The sequence below is a fragment of the Agromyces hippuratus genome, from assembly GCF_013410355.1.
GTDB classification, from domain to species: Bacteria; Actinomycetota; Actinomycetes; order Actinomycetales; family Microbacteriaceae; genus Agromyces; species Agromyces hippuratus.
Genome location: NZ_JACCFI010000001.1, coordinates 154,626 through 172,282 on the forward strand (window position 1 = coordinate 154,626; position 17,657 = coordinate 172,282).

Here is a 17,657-nt window from a genome sequence, read left to right on the forward strand (position 1 = left end):
AGGAGCCGAGATGACCATGACCCCCGAGGAGGCCGCGCGGTTCGCCGCGACGCTCGATCGACTCGTCGGCGCGGTCGAGGAGGTGCTGCTCGGCAAGAACCGGGTCATCAGGCTCGCCTTCACAGCACTCCTCAGCGAAGGTCATCTGCTGCTCGACGACGTGCCGGGCACGGGCAAGACCTCACTCGCCCGGGCGATGGCCCAGTCGATCGACGGCTCGAGCAATCGCGTGCAGTTCACCCCCGACCTGTTGCCCGGCGACATCACGGGCGTCACGGTGTACGACCAGCGTTCCGGCGTGTTCGAGTTCCACCCCGGCCCGGTGTTCGCGAACATCGTGCTCGCCGACGAGATCAACCGGGCGAGCCCGAAGACGCAGTCGGCGCTCCTCGAGGTCATGGAGGAGGGCCAGGTCACCGTCGACGGGCAGACCCACCCCGTGGGGCATCCGTTCATGGTGATCGCGACGCAGAACCCTGTCGAGCAGGCCGGCACGTACCGGCTCCCCGAGGCGCAGCTCGACCGATTCCTGATGCGCACCTCCATCGGCTACCCCGACCACGCCTCGACCATCCGCATCCTCGAGGGCGCCGACCAGCGCGCTCACGAGCACCGCGTCGGCTCGCAGCTCGCGGCGGCGGAGGTCGTCGAGATGGCCGCGGTCGCACGCACGGTGTACGTCGACCCCACGATCCACGACTACGTCTCGCGAATCGTCGACGCCACGCGCACCGCTCGCGAGGTGCGCCTCGGCGTCAGCGTTCGCGGCGCGCTCGCGTTGATCCGCGCGGCGAAGACCCACGCAGCGGGTCGGGGCCGTCACTACGTGGTGCCCGACGACGTCAAGGCCCTCGCCGAGCCGGTGCTCGCGCACCGGTTGATCCTCGACCCCGAGGCGGAGTTCGACGGCGTCACCGCATCGAACATGATCGCCCAGGTGTTGATCGAGACACCGCCCCCCTCGACCAGGCAAGCCGTGTGACACTCACCCAGACCCGAACGACGATCCCCGAGGAAGCCAGACGAGAGGGCCTGCTCGCGGTCGTGATCGGGCGCGCCGTCGTGGCCGGCCGTCGTGCCGGTGCGGCGCTCGCCCGCGCCGGCCGACTGGTGCAGGGAGTCGTGACCCCGATCGGCTGGTCGGTCATCGTCGTCGCGGTGCTCGCGCTCGCCGGCGGCTACACCTGGGGATGGCTCGAGCTCATCGCGCTCGGGTGGGGCCTCGTCGCGCTCGTGGCCGCGGCATCCGTCTGGCTGATCGGCCGCGGAGCCGGCACCATCCAACTCGTGCTCCCATCGCCGCGAGTGGTCGTCGGCGAGCCGGCCGAGGCGCGACTGATCGCCGCCAATCCCGGTCGTCGTCGGTTCGGCGGCGTTCAGCTCGAGCTTCCTGTCGGTCGCCGCATCGTCGAACGGGTCCTTCCCGGGCTGCCGCGAGGCGGGGTCTTCGATGAGCAGTTCACGATTCCCACGGAGCGGCGGGGGGTCGTGCCGGTCGGTCCGGCGCGTACCGTGCGGGCCGACCCGATCGGCCTCATGCGGCGCGAGTTCGTCTGGTCCGAGACGGCCGAACTGCACGTGCATCCGCGCACCGTGCCGATCAACGCGCTCAGCACCGGGTTCATCCGCGATCTCGAGGGCACGCCGACGCGCGACCTCACGGCCAGCGACATCGCCTTCCACGCGCTGCGCGAGTACGTGCCCGGTGACGACCGCCGCTTCATCCACTGGCGCAGCTCGGCCAAGACCGGCACCTTCATGGTGCGTCAGTTCGAGGAGACCCGGCGCAGTCGCCTCATGGTGCTGCTCGATCTGGACCCGGGGGCCTACGTCGACGAAGCCGAGTTCGAGCTCGCCGTCAGCGCCGCGGCATCCGTCGGGGCGCGGGCGATCCGCGACGCCCGCACCGTGTCGTTCGTTGTCTCGGGCAGGCAGCCCGGCGCCGGCGCACGACGCAGCGCCATGCGCGAGCTGCCGACCGTCTCCCGCGACCGGCTCCTCGACGCGCTGTGCCTCGTCGAGACGACCCCCGACGCGGTGATGCTCCCCGACGTGGCCCGTGCCGCGAGCGAGACGCTCGCCGGTGTCTCCCTCGCGTTCATCGTCACCGGCACCGCGCGCGGCGTCGCACCGCTGCGAGCCGCGGCGACCCGGCTGCCGCCGGGGGTCGAGAGCATCGCGGTGCAGTGCTCGCCCGAGGGCGAGGCGCACGCGCGCACGATCGCGGGCCTGACCGTCTTCGGCATCGGCTACCTCGAGGACCTGCGCGCGATGCTCGCGAGATCGGCGTCGATCTCATGACCGCCCGCGTTCCCGCCGGCGCCCGCAGGTTCGGGCCCACCCTCGTCACCGGGGTGCTCGTCGTCGCCATGCTGGCCGCGGCGATGCTGCCGTGGTGGCCCGTCTACGAGAGTCCCGCCTTCCTCGTCGCTGCGGCGGTCGCCATCGCGGCCGGAGTCGCGATCGGCGTCATCGGGGCCCGATTCCGCCTGCCGTCGTGGATCATCGTGCTCTCCGTGTTCGGCGCGTACCTCGTGCTCGGCGTGCCGGCCGCCGTGCCCGGTGCCGCGATCGGCGGCATCCTGCCGACTCCGTCCGGGATCGTCGAACTCCTGGCCGGCGCAGCTCTCTCCTGGAAGCAGCTCGTCACGATCTCGGTCCCCGTCGGGTCCTATCAGGCGCTGCTCGTGCCGCCGTTCCTGCTGGGCCTCGTCACCGCCACCGCCGCGATCTCGATCGCCCTGCGAAGCAGAAGACCGGCTGCCGCCGCGCTGCCGCCCGCCGTGCTCCTCATCGCGGGCATCGCCCTCGGGGTCGTGCACTCGGCGCTCGCCGTGGAGGCCGGCATCGCGTTCCTGATCACCGCCGTCGCCTGGCTCGTTCGAGTCGCCATCGCCGACCGGCGTGCGATCACGAGCGGGCGGCGGGTCGAGGCGGCGTTGACCGATGCGCGTCGCGTGCTGGGCGCGTCCGCGCTCGTGGCCATCGCGGTCGTCGGTGCGACCGCGGCATCCGTGGCCCTGCCGGTGCCGCCCCGCAACGTCGTGCGGGCCGAGTTGCAGCCGCCGTTCGAGCCGAGGCAGCACGACAGCCCGCTCGCCGGTTTCCGTGCCGCATTCGACGAGGATGTCGCGGACGACGTGATGCTCGACGTCCGTGGGCTCCCCGAGGGCGCGGGCCTGCGCATGGCTGCCCTCGATTCGTACGACGGCATCGTGTACACGGTCGGCGGCGCCGACACCGCTTCGGCGTCTGGACGCTTCACACGGGTGCCCTACCGGCTCGACCAGTCGGGCGTGAGCGGCGACACCGAGCCGGCCGCGATCGAGGTGGAGGTCGAGGGCTACGCCGATGTGTGGGTGCCCGGGGTGGGGCGCCTCGAACGCATGACGTTCGGCGGACCGCGCGCCGAGCTGCTCACCGAGTCGTTCTTCTACAACGAGGTGACGAGCACGGGCGCGGTGCAGCGCCCGCTGCAGTCCGGCGATCGGTACGCCGCGACCTCGGTGGTGCCGGTCGCCCCCGAAGAGCTCGCCGAGCTGAGCCCCGGCAGCAGCGTGCTCCCGGCGGCGCCGGAGATGCCAGAGAAGCTCGCGCAACTGCTCGATGAGTGGGCGCCCTCGTCCGGCGAGCCCGGCGTGCGGCTGCAGGCGCTCATCGAGGGATTCCACGCGAACGGCTACGTGAGCCACGGTCTCGGCGAGGTGACGAGCCGATCGGGGCACTCGCTCGATCGACTCCACGATCTCGCGACCGAACGGCCGATGGTGGGAGACGGAGAGCAGTACGCGGTCGCCGCCGCACTCATGGCGCGTCGCATCGGATTCCCGGCGCGGGTCGTCGTCGGCTATCTGCCCGGCGGAGCCGAAGAAGCCGCCGCGATCGCCGGCGCGACGGAACCGGGCGAATCGGATGTCGAGAGCGACCCGGTGCCCGACGGCGTCACCCGGTTCGTGAGCGGCGACAAGCAGGCGTGGATCGAGGTGCAGCGCGCCGACGGCGCCTGGATCACCGTCGACCCGAACCCCGAGCCGCGCCCGATCCCGGCTCGCGAACCCGATCAGCCGACGATCGTGTCGAGGCCGCAGTCCGCGCTGCCCCCGCCGGCCGAGCGCACGCCCGTCGACGACCTGGCGAACGAACCCGAGACGCCTCCCGACGAGCCCGACGACCGTGCAGATGCCTGGGTGCAGACCCTGCTCGCGGTGCTCGGAGTTTCGGGCATCGTGCTCGGCGTGCTCGCGGTCATCGCGAGCCCGTTCCTCGCGATCATCGTCGCGAAGATGCGGCGGCGGAGGCTTCGTCGGCAGGCGCCGAGCGCGGTCGAGCGCATCGAGGGCGGCTGGCAGGAGTTCGCCGACTCGGCGGCCGACTACGGGTATCCGATCCGGCCGATGTCGACGCGAGCCGAACAGGCGGCGACGGTCGGCGGTCTCGCGCCGCTCGTGCTCGCCTCGGTCGTCGACCGTGCCGTGTTCGCGCCGGACGGACCTGCAGAGGGCGACGACCTCCTGGTCTGGGACTCGGTCGACGAGCTGCAGGAGCGGCTCGGTGCGCCGCGGTCGTTGCGCGAGCGGTTGCGGGCGGCGGTCTCGCTCACCTCGCTCGGAGGGTACGCTGTGACGCGGAGAGGAGGGCGTTCGTGACGTGTCGGATCTGCGGCGCCGAGCTGCCCGAGGGGGCCATGTTCTGCGGCGAATGCGGCAGCTCGACGAGTGCGACGCCCGAATCCCGCCGACGGCCCGACCCTCGGCCCGGCGATACGACGGTGATCGAACGGCCTGCACGGCGCAACAGCGGGGTGATCTCGATCCCGGTCGACGGCTTCCGCGCGGCGGTCGCGATCGGTTCGGTCGACGATTCGGGCGGCGAGCTCCTCGCCCCTGCGGCGCCGGCGTTGCGCGAACCGCTGCACACGGCCCCCGTCGCGGCACGCTTCGTGTTGACCTTCAGCACCGGCGAGACGCGCACCGTCTTCGGCTCTGGCCTGATCGGTCGTCGTCCGCTGCCGCAACCGGGTGAAGTGTTCGACCATCTCGTGCAGATCGCCGACCGCTCGCTGTCGGTGTCGAAGACCCACGTCGAGTTCGGGGAGCACGACGGCACACTCTGGGTCGCCGACCGGTTCTCGGGCAACGGCACGATCGTGCGGCGACCCGACGACGGGGCGATGCGCTGCGAGCCCGGTCGGCGCTACCTCGTGCCGCGGGGGAGCCGGGTCGAGCTGGCCGAGCAGTTCTTCGTCGTCTCCTGAGGCGTTCCCGCCGCCATCCGCGCCGCCGACTCGTCCTCCACAGGGGCACCGTCGAACGGTGATGAGCGCCAACGGCTGCCGCGATCGATGCACCGCCGTTCGCATGATCGGATCGCACGGTGGACCGATTCGACATCGCACCCGTCTCACTGGACACTCCGCTCGCGCTGCCGCCGGCGACGGCCGATCCCGCCCGTGCAGGCTTCCCACTCATCGCATCGCTCGCGCCCGTCGTCGGCGCGCTCGCACTGTGGGCGATCACGGGTTCGCCGTTCGCACTCGTGTTCGCGGTGCTCGGACCGATCGTGGCGATCGGCTCGATGCTCGACGCGCGTCGTTCGGCGCGACGTCTGCGACGACGGGCGTCGGCCGAACGGCGACGACTGCTCGACGAGCTCGTTGCCGAGATCGGGCGGCGACACGACCTCGAGCGGGCGGCGGCATGGCAGCGTTCGCCGTCGTCGCGGCGACTGCTCGATCGGCCGGAGCATCCGGCGTGGCGCGAGGCGGCCCCTCCGACGCTCGTGCTCGGCCGAGGTGCCGCTGCGAGCGCGTTGCGGGTCGACGGTGCACCGGTCGACGCCGGCGACCGCGAGGTGCTGCTCGCGGCGGCCAGGCTCGACGATGCGCCGATGTCCGTCGACGCCGGTGCCGGGGTCGGGTTCGTGGGCGAACTCCACCTCGCTCGGGCCGCCGCTCGGGCGAGTGTCGTGCAGTTCGCGCATCAGGCGCATCCGCAACGGTTCGCGATCGAGGTCGCGGAGGGCACCGAGGGCGCCCACTGGGAGTGGCTGCACGCGCTGCCGCATCGCGGGGGCCGCACGCGCGCCGGTCTGGTCGTCGTCGAACCCACCGACGGGAGGCATCGGCCGCTCGAGCCCACGACGCTCGCTCCGCAGGGTGAGCGCCGGCCCGCCATGGTCGTCGCGGTCGCGCGTACCGCGTCGCAACTGCCGCCCGGTCTCGGCACGATCGTGACGATGCGGGCGCCCGATGCGGCGGTCGTGCGGCGCCATCAGGGCACCGCCGAGATGCAGCTCGCCCCCTCGCTCCTCGGCATCGCGGAGGCCGCCGGGTGGGCGCACTCGCTCGCGGCCGTCGCCGAGCGGGCGGGGCTCGGCGACCGCTCGAACGAGCTTCCGCGACGGCTGGAGCTCGGCGAACTGCAGGGTCGGCCCGATGCGGTGCACGACCGATCGAGCCTCGCCGTGACCGTCGGACAGGTTGCGGGCGGCGCCCTCGAACTCGACCTCGCACGGCGCGGCCCGCACGCGCTCGTCGCCGGAACGACCGGCAGCGGCAAGAGCGAGTTCCTGCTCGCATGGATCGTCGCCCTCTCGGCCGCCCACCCGCCCGCCCGGGTCTCGTTCCTCCTCGTCGACTTCAAGGGCGGGGCGGCGTTCGAGCCGGTACGGGGCCTGCCGCACGTCACCGGCATCGTGACCGACCTCGACGACTCCGAGGCGGAGCGCGCCGTGCTCAGCCTGCGCGCCGAGCTCACGCATCGCGAGACGGTGCTCGCTCGGGCGGGCGCGCGGGACATCGCCGGACTCGACGACGGCGTCGACCTGGCGCGACTCGTGATCGTCGTCGACGAGTTCCAGGCGATGATCGAGCGCTTCCCCGACCTCGGGGCCGTCATCGGCGACATCGCCGCACGCGGCCGTTCGCTCGGGGTGCACCTCGTGCTGGCCTCGCAGCGGCCGAACGGCGTCGTGCGCGAGCAGGTCACCGCCAACTGTCCGATCCGGGTGTCGTTGCGCGTGCTGCAGCGATCCGACAGCGAGGCGGTGGTCGGCACGGCATCGGCGTCGGAGATCCCGTCGGATCTGCCCGGGCGAGGCGTCGTCGACCCGGGCGACGGATGCCCCGTGCTCTTCCATTCGGCCATCGCGACGCCGGCCGCGATCGCCGAGGTCGGCGAGCGCGCGGCCGGGTTCCCCCGGGCCCGCCGTACGTGGCTCGATCCGCTGCCGGGCCGAATCGCACCCGATGCCGTGCACGGGCTCCTCGGTGCGCCGCGGCCGGCCGCGGCGCCCGGGCATCGCATGATCGAGCAGGAAGCCGACGGCGCGGGCATCGGCTTCGGCGTCGTCGACGAGCCCGAGCGGCAGCGTCGCAGCCTCGCGCGGTGGGCGCCGCGACGTGACGGCGGCCTCCTCGTGCTCGGCATGCCCGGCAGCGGGCGCAGCACGGCTCTGGCCGCGATCGAACGGGCATCGATCGAACGCGCCGCGATCGGGTCGGGCGGGGCCGCACGCGTCGTGGCCGAGCCGAGGCAGGCGGGCGACAGCGCCTCGGGCGCACTCGGGCTCGCGGGACCGTCGAGTGCCGTCTGGGATCGACTCGTCGCGGCACAGGCGGCCGTTCGCGGCGGCGCGGCACCCCCTGCCCTCGTCGTGCTCGACGACCTCGACACCCGGTTCCGTGCCTGGCCCGAGGAGTACCGGCACGCGGCGTTCGCCATGGTGGAGTCCCTGGTCAGGGAGGGCCGGGGCCGGGGTGTCGCGGTCGTGGCGTCGGCGGCCGACCTGCACGCTCTCGGCGGCGGCCTGCGCGAGGCATTCGGAGCACGGCTCCTGCTCCGCCACGCGACCCGCTCCGATCTCGTGCAATCCGGTGGTCGCGGCGAGCTCTGGCGCGCGGTCGATGGTGCCGGCACGGGCCAGTGGCACGGGCGCCGGGTGCAGGTGATCGAGGCGACGCCGGTCGCGGAACCGGCCGCTCCCGCGGTTCCGCCCCTCCGACTGCGGCCCGAACTCCCGTATGCCGTGGTCGCTGCGGCACCCCGAGCGGCCGCGGCGGTGATCACCGAGGTCGGGCGCACCGCGATCCTCCTCGTCGCGGGCGGCGAGTCCGCCGTCAGGGCCGCCGTCGCCGCGCACCCGCTCGATGCGTCACCGCCGGTGATCGTGGGCGATTCCGAGGCATGGGCGGCGAGCTGGTCGCTGACGGCCGCACTTCGCGAGGAGGCAGGGCTCATCGTGCACGGCGGTGCGGGGGAATACCGGGCGCTCGTGCGGTCGCGGGAGCTGCCGCCGCTGCTCGACGACGGAGCGGGGCAGTGCTGGCTCCTCGAACCGGGGCGGGGTGTGCGGCGCGCGATCTGGCCGAACCAGCGCAACCACTGAATCGGTCGCCGGACCGGGCGAGAAGCGCTGATTCCGCACGAGATGTTCGCAGAAATTAACGATTTGGACATCATCGAGTGATTTCCGCCCAGCAGTGTGGCAGTATCTTCCCACCCTTGCACTGCTGCAAACCCGAAACGGAGTCCCCCGTGAATCGACGCCCCCTGCCCCAGGACCCGATGATGCGATCGCTGATCGTCCAGGCCCGACAGCTGCAGTTGAATCGCCGCACGCTGCTCGCCGGAGCGGGTGCAGGGGCCACTGCCCTGGCCCTCGCCGCGTGCTCGACGGGCGGAGGCCAGGCCAAGCCCACAGCCGCGGCCGACACGTCGGCGACCGACAAGACCGTCAACTGGGCGAACTGGGCCGCCTACATCGACGAAGACGACAGCGGCGCGTACCCCACGCTCGAGCGGTTCACCGAAGAGACCGGCATCGCGGTCAACTACGAGGTCGCCGTCGACGACAACAACACGTACTACGGCAAGGTGAAGGACCAGCTGGCCCTCGGCAAGGACATCGGCGCCGACACGGCCGTGCTCACCGACTGGATGGCCGCTCGCTGGATCCGCTTCGGCTACACGCAGGAGTTGAACCACGACAACATCCCGAACATCGTGAACCTCAACCCGGCGCTGCGCGACCCCGACTTCGACAAGGGCCGGGCCCACACGTTGCCCTGGCAGGGCGGCTTCGCCGGCATCTGCTGGAACAAGGAGGCGATCCCCGGCGGCATCGAGTCCGTCGACGACCTCTGGAACTCCGAACTCAAGGGCCGCGTCGGCGTGCTCTCCGAGATGCGCGACACGATGGGGCTGATCCTGCAGCAGAACGGCGTCGACATCGCCGGCGACTGGGGCGACCCCGAGTTCGACGCGGCGATCGAGGTGCTCCGCGAACAGGTCGAGTCCGGTCAGGTGCGCAACATCAAGGGCAACTCCTACCTCGAAGACCTGAAGAGCGAAGACACCCTCGCCGCGATCTGCTGGTCGGGCGACATCACCGTCATCAACGCCGAGGCCGGCGACAAGTGGGAGTTCGCGATCCCGACCGCGGGCGGCACGCTGTGGAACGACAACTTCCTCGTGCCGATCGGCTCGCCGCGCAAGGCGAACGCCGAGGCGCTCATGAACTTCTACTACGACCCAGAGGTCGCCGCCGAGGTCGCCGCGTGGGTGAACTTCATCACGCCGGTCGCCGGCGCGAAGGAGGCCGCGATCGCGATCGACCCCGAGCTCGCCGAGAACCAGCTCATCTTCCCGAACGAGGAGACGCTCTCGAACGCGCACATCTTCCGATCGCTCAGCGGTGCCGAGGAGCAGAAGTACCAGGCGCAGTTCCAGAGCATCCTCCTGGGAGCGTGAGCGTGTCGGTACGCGAGTTCGCCGAACGCGGCGCAGACCTCGAACTCGCCGGCATCCAGAAGCGATTCCCCGGCTTCACCGCGATCGAACACCTCGATCTCACGATCCCGGCCGGTTCGTTCTTCGCCCTGCTCGGCCCGTCGGGCTGCGGCAAGACGACGACGCTGCGCCTCGTCGCCGGCCTCGAAGAGCCCACGAGCGGACGCATCCTCATCGGAGGCCGCGACGTCACGGGCACCAAGGCGCACGAGCGCCCCGTCAACACGGTGTTCCAGAGCTACGCGCTCTTCCCGCACATGTCGGTGCTCGAGAACGTCGCATTCGGGCTCAAGCGCCGTCGCATCGGCGACGCGCTCGGCCGTGCGCACGAAGCGCTCCGGCTCGTCGAGCTCGATCACCTCGCCCAGCGCCGCCCGGCGCAGCTCTCGGGCGGCCAGCAGCAGCGCGTCGCCCTCGCGAGGGCCATCGTCAACCGCCCGGCGCTGCTCCTCCTCGACGAGCCGCTCGGCGCGCTCGACCTGAAGCTCCGCCGTCAGATGCAGCTCGAGCTGAAGACGATCCAGGAGGAGGTCGGCCTCACCTTCCTGCACGTCACGCACGACCAGGAGGAGGCCATGACCATGGCCGACACCGTCGCGGTCATGAACAAGGGCGCGATCGAGCAGATGGGCGCCCCGGCCGAGCTCTACGAGCTGCCGCGCACCTCGTTCGTCGCCAACTTCCTGGGCCAGTCGAACCTGTTCACGGGCAACGTCGCCGGCTCGACGGATGCCGCGATCTCGGTCGACATCGCAGGTGCACGGGTGACCGTGCCCGCTGCACGGGCCCAGCGGCACAAGGGCCGTGTCACCGTCGGCGTCCGACCCGAGAAGGTCACGCTGCTGCGGGAGGCGCCGGCCGCGTCATCCGATCGCAACGTCCTCGGCCCCGGTCGGGTCATCGACGTGTCGTTCTCCGGCGTGAGCACGCAGTACATCGTCGCGATCCCAGACGCCGGAACCGTGACCGTGTTCGCGCAGAACACCGGTTCGGGTCCCGTCGTGGGCGAAGGAGTCGAGGTGTGGGTCTCGTGGCCGGTCGAGCACGGCTTCGGCCTCGACGACGTGGCCGAGCCTTCGGCGCGGTTCGCCGCCGACGACGACACGACGTCGATCGCCGCGCAGCGCCGTGAGGAGCTCGTCACGGAGCTCGAGGAGGGCTGACCATGGCCTTCGCCGCGTTCCAGACCGCAGAGGTCGTGCCGCAGGCGCCGAGGAAGCGCAGCAGGATCGCCCTGTTCCTGCTGCTTCCGGGCCTGCTCTACCTGGTGCTGTTCTTCGTCACGCCGCTCATCTCGCTCCTGCTCACCTCGTTGCAGGCGCCGACCGAGTTCGGCGACATCGGCCAGTACGACTACGCGTTCAACTGGCAGAACTACGTCACCGTGATGAGCGATTACTGGCCGCACATCGTGCGCTCCTTCGGGTACGCGCTCGCGGCAACGGTGTTCGCGCTGATCTTCAGCTACCCGCTCGCGTACTTCATCGGGGTGAAGGCGCGGAGACGGCCGATGCTGCAAGGGCTCATGCTCGTGCTCGTGATCGCCCCGTTCTTCATCAGCTTCCTGCTCCGCACGCTCGCGTGGAAGCAGTTGCTCTCGGATGAGTCGTTCATCATCACGTCGTTGAAGGCGCTCTCGCTCATGGCGCCCGACGCGCACTTCACGGGCACCCCGTTCGCGGTGATCTTCGGTCTCACCTACAACTTCATCCCGTTCATGACCCTGCCGCTGTACACGACGCTCGAGCGGCTCGACCTGCGCTACCTCGAAGCGGGCAGCGACCTGTACGCGAATCCGTTCACGGTCTTCCGCAAGGTCACCATTCCGCTGTCGATGCCGGGCATCGTCGCGGGAACGCTGCTCACGTTCATTCCCGCCGCGGGCGACTACGTGAACGCGAGCCGCGACTTCCTCGGCGGGCCCGACACGCAGATGATGGGCAACGTGATCGAGGCGAACTTCCTCGTGCTGCTGAACTATCCGGCGGCCGCGGCGCTCTCGATCATCCTCATGGCCGCGATCCTCGTGCTCGTCGGCGTCTACGTCAAGCGATCCGGAACGGAGGACCTGCTGTGAGCGGAGAAGTCCAGGCGGCGGCCGTGCTCGGCGGTCTCGGCGAGAGCCAGGAGCTCGATTCGCGTCGTCCCGGAGGGCGGGTGCGCGGGCGTCGACTCGGTCTCGGCGACTGGCTGCTGCCGGCCTACACGATCATCGCGTTCGTCTTCCTGCTCATCCCGATCGCCTACACCTTCGTGTTCTCGTTCAACGACTCGATCAAGTCGAACATCGCCTGGCGCGGGTTCACGTTCGACAAGTGGCTGAACGTCTGCACGGTCGAGGGCGGCGCCGTGTGCGAGGCGTTCGGCAACAGCATCATCATCGGCATCGCCGCGACGGTCATCGCGACGACGCTCGGCACGATGATCGCGATCGCCCTCGTGCGCTACCGGTTCCGCGCCCGCGGCGCGATCAGCCTGCTGCTGTTCCTGCCGATGGCGACGCCCGAGGTCGTGCTCGGTGCCGGCCTCGCGGCGCAGTTCCTGGCGGTCGGCGTCGCGAAGGACATGACGACGATCATCCTGGCGCACACGATGTTCTGCATCAGCTTCGTGGTGGTGACGGTCAAGGCGCGTGTCGCGAGCCTCGATCCGGCGCTCGAAGAGGCGGGCCGCGACCTCTACGGCTCGCCGTCGCAGGTGTTCTGGAGAGTGACGTTCCCGCTGCTGCTTCCCGGCATCGTGGCGGCGGCGCTGCTGTCGTTCGCGCTCAGCTTCGACGACTTCATCATCACGAACTTCAACTCGGGCGCCGTCTCGACGTTCCCGAAGTACATCTACATCTCGGCATCGCGCGGCATTCCGGCCGAGGCGAACGTCATCGCGTCGGCGGTGTTCCTCTTCGCCCTGGTGCTCGTGATCGTCGCTCAGGTCTCGCGTGCGGCGCGGGCGAAACGGCTCGCGAACCTCGGCTGACCCGAACCGATCGAGAGCGCGAGCATCGGATGCCGCGGCGGGAGTGATCCCGCCGCGGCATCCGTCGTCGTGACGTTCTCAGCCGGCGCGAACGCCGTAGGAGGACCGCATCCGCTCGGACTCAGACGGTGGCGCGGATCGTGCCGACGCGTTGTTCGCCGCCCATGACCCAGAGATCGAGCTCGGTCTGCACCGCGTCGATGGCCTCGTGATCGATCGCCCGCGACTGCGCGAGCAGTCGGAGCGCGATGATCGTCGACGCGCGTGCGGAGCCGTCGAGCACCTTGAGCGCGACGGTCGTGCCGTCGGGCGCAGTCATGACCATGACGCCTTCGGCACCGATCTTCGCGAAGACGCCGAGCCGCTCGATCGCGACGGTATCGGGCTGGCCCGGGCCGCCGACGGCCCAGGCGTGCTCGCGAACCGCCTCGGTGAGCGCGGCGGCCTCGCGGTACAGGGCGAACGGCGAGCCTGCGGCGGCGGTGGTGATCTTCTGGATGCCGCGACCGAGACCGGTGAGGCTGATCGCGTGCACGGGCGCGCCGCAACCATCGACCGCGGTCGCCGCCGGCCGCTCACCGGTGAACCGCTCGATGACGTCGAGCACGCGCTTCTGCAGCGGGTGGTCGACTTCGAGGTAGCCCTCGAGCGGCCACTCGTTGGCGACGCACGCGAGCAGCATCGCCGAGTGCTTGCCCGAGCAGTTCATGTACACGCGCTCGCGCGCCCCGCCCGAGCGGATGAGCTGTTCGCGCGCAGTGTGGTCGGACGGAGCCGCCGGCGGGCAGCCGAGCGCCGACTCGGGGAGCGATTCCCGCTCGAGGAGTCGTCGCACGAGGGCGACGTGTGCTGCGGTGCCCGAATGGCTCGCCGTGGCGATGGCCGCGTCTTCGCCTCGGAGCGTGACGCCCGAGGTCATGACGGCGACGGCCTGAAACGGCTTCAGGCAGGACCGGGGGAAGATCGGGGTGGCCACGTCGCCGAGAGCGCGCAGCACCTCGCCTTCGGGGGAGAGCACGACGGCGGAACCCGCGTGCCGGGACTCGATGAAACCATTACGCTCGACCACGGCGAGTTCGACGGAGTCAGTGACTGAGAATGTGCCGGCCACCTGCACTATCCGAGGGAGGCGAGGGCGTCGTCGAGCACGCGGAGCCCGTCTTCGATGAGCGCGTCGCTCACCGCCAGACTCGGCAGGAAGCGGAGCACGTTGCCGTACGTGCCGGCGTTGAGGAAGAGCACGCCCTGCTGCGCGGCGAACGCCACGATCGCGGTGACGGCCTCGGCGTTCGGGGCCTTCGTGGTCTGGCCGGTGCCCGGCTGCACGAGCTCGATGGCGATCATCGCGCCCTTGCCGCGGATCTCGCCGATGACGTCGTAGCGCGCGGCGAGCTTCTCGAGCCCGGCGCGGAACGTCGCCTCGATGCGCTGCCCCTCGGCGAGGAGGTCGTGCTCCTCGATCGACTCGAACACGGCGATCGCCGCGGCGCACGCGACGGGGTTGCCGCCGAAGGTGCCGCCGAGCCCGCCGGGCTGCGAGGCGTCCATGATCTCGGCGCGGCCGGTGACCGCGGCGAGGGGGAGCCCGCCGGCGATGCCCTTCGCCGAGAGCACGACGTCGGGCTCCCAGCCGAAGTGCTCGCTCGCGTAGTAGCGGCCGGTGCGGGCCATGCCCGACTGGATCTCGTCGGCGATCATGACGACTCCGTGCTCGGTGCACCAGGTCTGCAGCGTCGGCAGGAATCCGTCGGCGGGAACCATGAAGCCGCCCTCGCCCTGGATGGGCTCGACGACGAGGCAGGCGAGGTCGCTCGCCCCGACGACCTTCTCGAGGTAGGCGATCGTGCGGGCCGCGGCGTCTTCGCCCGACAGCCCGTCGCGGTAGGGGTACGAGTTCGGCGCGTGGTAGACGTCGCCGGCGAGCGGGCCGAAGCCGGTCGCGTAGGGCATCGCCTTGTAGTTCATCGCCATCGTGAGGTTGGTGCGACCGTGGTAGGCGTGGTCGAGCACGGCGACGGCACGACGGCCGGTGTGCTTTCGCGCGATCTTGACGCCGTTCTCGACGGCCTCGGCGCCCGAGTTGACGAGCACGCTCTTCTTCTCCCAGTTGCCCGGGGTGTGCTCGGCGAGGAGTTCGGCGACGCGCACGTACTCCTCGTAGGGGGTGATCGTGAAGAGCGTGTGGATGACGTCCTGCAGCTGGTCGGCCGCGGCGGCGACGACGCGCTGCTCGGTGTGGCCGATCGTCGTCACGCCGATGCCGGCGCCGAAGTCGACGAACTGGTTGCCGTCGACGTCGACGAGGATGGCGCCGTTCGCGCGCTCGATGTAGACGGGAAGGGCGGACGAGACACCGGCCGAGACGACCTTCGATCGTCGGGCCTGCAGCTCCTGCGACTTCGGACCGGGAACGGCGGTCACGATCTTGCGCTCCTGCGGCACGGTGTAGACCGGGGCGGCGGCTGTCTGGGCGTCGATGCGGGTATCAGTCATGGTGCCTCCACCTTATCGCCGCGTCACGACCGGCATCGGGCAGAATCGGATGGCGCGGGTGGCGCGCAGGGTCGGAGGAAGCATGCTCGGCGAACACCGGTACGAGATCGAGGTCGAGTGGCAGGGCGACCGCGGGACCGGCACCTCGGGCTACCGCGACTACGGCCGGCGGCACGTCGTCCGAGCGCCCGGCAAGCTGCACGAGATCGCCGGGTCGAGCGACCGCACGTTCCACGGCGACCGTGAGCGCTGGAACCCCGAGGAACTGCTGCTCGCGGCGCTCGGCGAGTGCCACATGCTCTCGTACCTGCACGTCGCGACGAATCACGGCGTGGTCGTGCGCGGCTACTCCGATCGGCCCGTCGGTCTCATGCGGGAGGACGGCAGGGGCGGCGGCGCATTCGTCGAGGTCGTGCTGCGGCCGCAGATCGAGGTGGCGGATGCCTCGATGCTCGAGCTCGCCGTCGCGCTCCACGTCGAGGCCTCGGAGAAGTGCTTCATCGCCGCCTCCGTCGCCTTCCCCGTACGCCACGAACCGGTCGTGACCGTCGCCTCCGCCGTCTGAGGAGACGACGTGAGACGTCAGTCGGCGCGCAGCCCGACCGGCGGCACGGTCGGCAGGGTGGCCTCGGGGATCGGGCAGGCGTGGCCGCCGACGAGCCTGCTGCACGGCGGCAGGAACCCGGGGTAGCGCTCGGCCTGCGGGTCGCCGAACCAGCGGTGCCAGAGCCGCCAGAAGTTCAGGTTGCCGAAGGCGGAGCAGCCGTCGCCCACTTCGGGGTCGGCCACTGCGGCCGGGTTCGGCTGGTACGGCGTGTAGTTGTACAGGTTCGCCGTGGCCTGGTTGGCGATGGCGACGGATGACGCGCCGCACGCGGCATCCGGATGGAACCCCACATCGATCGCACCGATGCGGTAGGCGCGGTCGGGCTGCTCGGTGTACTGCCGGAACTGCCACGCGGCGTTGTAGACCTGGTTGAAGAAGCCGAAGTACTTGGTGTCGCAGTCGGCCGTGTCGGGGCAGCCGTAGCCCGTCGCGCGGAGGTAGCCCGACTCGCTCGGCCGGGTGAGCAGCGACTGCTCCTTCTGCAGCAGCACGAGCAGGGTCTTCGGGCTCACACCGCATGCCGCGGCGACCTTCGCGACGATGCGGCTCGCCCGTTCGCGGATGCCGCCGCGATACTCGGTGCAGTGGCCGGGGCCCGCGGCCGCCTGGGTCGTGGTGCTCTGCATGAAGTCGGCGAGGCACGGCACCCGGTCTTCGGGGCGGCAGTCGACCCCCTCGAGGAAGGCCTGGATCTCGTCTTCGCTCATCGCGCCGCTGTCGTAGAACGAGTCGTCGCTCACGATGTACCCGGGGTCGAACTCGGTCGCCGGGGGGATCGGGAGATCGACGACGGCGGTGGCATCGACGCGACCTGCGGCTGCCCGCTGCACGTCGATCGGCGCGGTGCACGCCGCGAGTGCGAGCACGACGGCCACCGTCGCGGCGACGCGGCTGATGATCGAAGCGGGGCGCATCGGACTGACGATACCGGGGCGAGGCCGGGAGCGGCTGGGAATCCGGTCAGATCCGCTCGCGCGGCACGACCCGGTCGGCGAGCTTGGCGAGCGCGCCCTGGGGCGGGGTCTCGTTGTAGACGCCGGCGAGCTCCTGCTCGCTGAGGGCGTGGATCGCCGCCATGATCTCGTCGGTCGCTGCCCGTCGGGCGCGGCCCGAGGTGGCCTGGCCGTGACGGCTGAGGTCGAGCGGTTCCCCGAAGCGCACGGTCACCGGGCGCACTCGCGGCAGTTTCGCCCCGACGGGCTGGATCTGCTCGGTGCCGATGAGGCCGACGGGAACGACCTTCGCGCCGGTCGTCAGCGCGAGCCATGCCACGCCGGTGCGGCCGCGGTAGAGGCGGCCGTCGAGCGAACGGGTGCCCTCGGGATAGAGGGCGAAGGCGTTGCCGGCGTCGAGGATGCGACGGCCGGCGTCGAGGGCCTCCTGGGCCTGCGAACCCGCGCCGCGTTCGACTGCGACGGCGCCGATCGCGCCGAAGAAGGTGCGCGACACCCAACCCGAGAACCCGGTGCCGGTGAAGTAGGTCGACTTCGCGAGGAACTGCACGGGTCGCGGCGATGCGAGCGGGATCACGATGCTGTCGACGAAGGAGAGGTGGTTCGAGGCGAGGATGACGGGGCCCCGCATGGGCACGTGTTGCGCCCCGGTGATCTTCGGCCGGTAGACGAGTCGCACGAGCGGTCGGAGGAAGCCTCGGACGATGCGGTAGAGCGGTCCCTGCCGCACTGGAGCTGGCACGGCGTCGCCTTCGATCTCTGTCACCGTTCGACCCTACGCGCGGCGACATGCACGACGCGGCATATCGGATCGGCCCGCGCGTCGAGGAGTTCGGCGCCGGT

Annotated in this window: 14 protein-coding genes; 10 read left to right on the forward strand and 4 right to left on the reverse strand. The window is 70.9% G+C overall.

Annotated elements, in window-relative coordinates:
* Positions 1 to 10 precede the first annotated feature (10 nt).
* From BJY17_RS00695 to BJY17_RS00735, 9 genes are all read left to right on the forward strand, one after another.
* Positions 11 to 982: an AAA family ATPase gene (locus tag BJY17_RS00695; protein WP_179549677.1), complete on the forward strand. Its 972-nt coding sequence runs from the start codon at positions 11 to 13 to the stop codon at positions 980 to 982.
* On the forward strand, positions 979 to 2,301 hold the full coding sequence (locus tag BJY17_RS00700) for a DUF58 domain-containing protein (RefSeq protein WP_322789710.1): 1,323 nt from the start codon (positions 979 to 981) through the stop codon (positions 2,299 to 2,301). The genes BJY17_RS00695 and BJY17_RS00700 overlap by 4 nt, the downstream gene beginning before the upstream one ends.
* Complete coding sequence (locus tag BJY17_RS00705; protein WP_179549678.1) at positions 2,298 to 4,646, forward strand: transglutaminase family protein; 2,349 nt, start codon at positions 2,298 to 2,300, stop codon at positions 4,644 to 4,646. Before BJY17_RS00700 ends, BJY17_RS00705 begins: the two co-directional genes overlap by 4 nt.
* Positions 4,643 to 5,254, forward strand: coding sequence for a zinc-ribbon domain-containing protein (locus tag BJY17_RS00710; RefSeq protein WP_179549679.1), 612 nt, complete (start codon positions 4,643 to 4,645; stop codon positions 5,252 to 5,254). The genes BJY17_RS00705 and BJY17_RS00710 overlap by 4 nt, the downstream gene beginning before the upstream one ends.
* Positions 5,255 to 5,373: 119 nt before the next feature.
* Positions 5,374 to 8,385, forward strand: coding sequence for an FtsK/SpoIIIE domain-containing protein (locus BJY17_RS00715; RefSeq protein ID WP_179549680.1), 3,012 nt, complete (start codon positions 5,374 to 5,376; stop codon positions 8,383 to 8,385).
* 149 nt (positions 8,386 to 8,534) lie between these two features.
* Complete coding sequence (locus BJY17_RS00720; protein WP_322789711.1) at positions 8,535 to 9,749, forward strand: ABC transporter substrate-binding protein; 1,215 nt, start codon at positions 8,535 to 8,537, stop codon at positions 9,747 to 9,749.
* A 2-nt stretch (positions 9,750 to 9,751) separates the two neighbouring features.
* Entirely contained in the window at positions 9,752 to 10,951 is a 1,200-nt protein-coding gene (locus tag BJY17_RS00725) for an ABC transporter ATP-binding protein (RefSeq protein WP_179549681.1), read from the forward strand.
* A 2-nt stretch (positions 10,952 to 10,953) separates the two neighbouring features.
* Entirely contained in the window at positions 10,954 to 11,865 is a 912-nt protein-coding gene (locus BJY17_RS00730; protein WP_179549682.1) for an ABC transporter permease, read from the forward strand.
* Between the two features lie 80 nt (positions 11,866 to 11,945).
* On the forward strand, positions 11,946 to 12,761 hold the full coding sequence (locus BJY17_RS00735; protein ID WP_179552645.1) for an ABC transporter permease: 816 nt from the start codon (positions 11,946 to 11,948) through the stop codon (positions 12,759 to 12,761).
* Between the two features lie 121 nt (positions 12,762 to 12,882).
* Here BJY17_RS00735 and BJY17_RS00740 read toward each other — a convergent pair whose 3' ends face one another.
* Positions 12,883 to 13,872: an asparaginase gene (locus BJY17_RS00740; protein WP_179549683.1), complete on the reverse strand. Its 990-nt coding sequence runs from the start codon at positions 13,870 to 13,872 to the stop codon at positions 12,883 to 12,885.
* Positions 13,873 to 13,877: 5 nt separating this feature from the next.
* Positions 13,878 to 15,254: a 4-aminobutyrate--2-oxoglutarate transaminase gene (gene gabT, locus BJY17_RS00745; RefSeq protein WP_179549684.1), complete on the reverse strand. Its 1,377-nt coding sequence runs from the start codon at positions 15,252 to 15,254 to the stop codon at positions 13,878 to 13,880.
* 82 nt (positions 15,255 to 15,336) lie between these two features.
* Between gabT and BJY17_RS00750 the strand changes: the two genes are divergently transcribed.
* Positions 15,337 to 15,819 carry an OsmC family protein gene (locus BJY17_RS00750; protein ID WP_179549685.1) on the forward strand — a complete coding sequence of 161 codons (483 nt, stop codon included), beginning with the start codon at positions 15,337 to 15,339 and terminating at the stop codon, positions 15,817 to 15,819.
* Between the two features lie 17 nt (positions 15,820 to 15,836).
* Here the strand turns inward: BJY17_RS00750 and BJY17_RS00755 are convergent, their stop codons facing one another.
* The gene (locus BJY17_RS00755) at positions 15,837 to 16,775 is read right to left on the reverse strand and encodes a hypothetical protein (RefSeq protein WP_179549686.1); all 939 of its coding nucleotides are present in this window, start codon (positions 16,773 to 16,775) and stop codon (positions 15,837 to 15,839) included.
* A gap of 46 nt (positions 16,776 to 16,821) precedes the next feature.
* A complete protein-coding gene (locus tag BJY17_RS00760) occupies positions 16,822 to 17,580 on the reverse strand; it encodes a lysophospholipid acyltransferase family protein (protein ID WP_179549687.1) in 759 nt (252 codons plus the stop codon).
* Positions 17,581 to 17,657: the final 77 nt, after the last annotated feature.

Coding starts and splice junctions, on each gene's coding strand:
- BJY17_RS00695 (WP_179549677.1), top strand. CDS start 11: ATGACCATGACCCCCGAGGAGGCCGCGCGGTTCGCCGCGACGCTCGAT.
- BJY17_RS00705 (WP_179549678.1), top strand. CDS start 2,298: ATGACCGCCCGCGTTCCCGCCGGCGCCCGCAGGTTCGGGCCCACCCTC.
- gabT (WP_179549684.1), bottom strand. CDS start 15,254: ATGACTGATACCCGCATCGACGCCCAGACAGCCGCCGCCCCGGTCTAC.
- BJY17_RS00750 (WP_179549685.1), top strand. CDS start 15,337: ATGCTCGGCGAACACCGGTACGAGATCGAGGTCGAGTGGCAGGGCGAC.
- BJY17_RS00755 (WP_179549686.1), bottom strand. CDS start 16,775: ATGCGCCCCGCTTCGATCATCAGCCGCGTCGCCGCGACGGTGGCCGTC.
- BJY17_RS00730 (WP_179549682.1), top strand. CDS start 10,954: ATGGCCTTCGCCGCGTTCCAGACCGCAGAGGTCGTGCCGCAGGCGCCG.